This window comes from Campylobacter sp. B0100352/1, from assembly GCF_020135855.1.
Classification (GTDB): Bacteria; Campylobacterota; Campylobacteria; order Campylobacterales; family Campylobacteraceae; genus Campylobacter_D; species Campylobacter_D taeniopygiae.
In genome coordinates this window covers 1-1,130 of sequence record NZ_JACHTP010000072.1, presented here as the reverse complement: position 1 = coordinate 1,130, position 1,130 = coordinate 1, and the positions used below count along the sequence as shown (strand labels likewise).

Here is a 1,130-nt window from a genome sequence, read left to right as displayed (position 1 = left end):
ATAAGCAAGGCTTTTTATTTATGAAAATTGTACTGTTTGGAACTTGTGAATTTGCTTGGTTTAATGCTTTTGAAAATTCCCTAAGAGAATGTAATGCAAAAGTAAATACTTTTAGCTTTCGCGCGATTCATCCTTTGGGGCATATATATAATTTATATAGAAAGAAAAATAGACAGATTTTAGAAGAAGCAGATCTAATTATTTTGGCTCCAACTGCTCAATTTTTTAAGGATGAAAGTGATTTAAAACATTTTTTACCAGTTTATAATCACATTTATAAAATTTTTAGCAAATTGCAAAAAAAAATTTTAATTATCCAATGGCAACATTGTGTTTTTTGCTATGGAAGATTTAAATCTTTTCATAAAATTCAAAGCGAAAGATATGGTTTTAATTTTATAGATGCTTATGAATTTTGTTTAAAAGAAAAACTTCTTGATTTTTATATGCAAATAATTGATCCAGAACATCCTATGGCTTTTGTTTATTCAAAAATGGCTCAAAACATTTGTGAAAATTTTAATTTTTTCAAGAAACCCAAAAAAAATATAAGTTTTGATATCCCTGATTTTAAAGTTTTAGATTTAGATGAAATAATAGACATTAAAAACGATAATTTTATTAATCAAAGAACTAATTTACATAAAGAGAATGTCTATAATTTAAAAAGTTCTAGAGAATTAAAACTTAATTTTCCAAAAGAATATCTTGGAATGAAAATTTTAGGAATGTATTACCGTAACAATAAGGATATATTATCTTATTGTATATTTGAAAATAAAAATCAAAAAATTTTACAAGGAATTTATCATGTGTTAAGCTTCAACGCTTTGGAATATAATTTTATAATTGACTCTGAAATTAAAATTCATCAAATATTGAATGAAAATGTTAAAAAACCATTATTTACTTGGTTTGATAAGACTTGGGAAAAAAATAAAGAAGATATTGGGATCATAGGTTTTCTTTTAGCACCAAAAGAAATAGAAATGGAAGATTTAGAATTTTCAGAAGATATGGAATTTGAAATTTCAAAAGAATATGATTTTACTCATCTTTGTGAATATTTAAAAGAATATAAAATTGCTATCGAACAATATAATCAAAGAAAAGATCCTATAAAACTAGTA

Annotated in this window: 1 protein-coding gene; it reads left to right on the top strand. The window is 23.5% G+C overall.

Annotated elements, in window-relative coordinates; genetic code table 11:
* Positions 1 to 20 precede the first annotated feature (20 nt).
* Positions 21 to 1,130, top strand: a 1,110-nt coding sequence (locus H2279_RS08555) for a hypothetical protein (RefSeq protein ID WP_337196282.1), incomplete at its 3' end; no start/stop codon positions are given.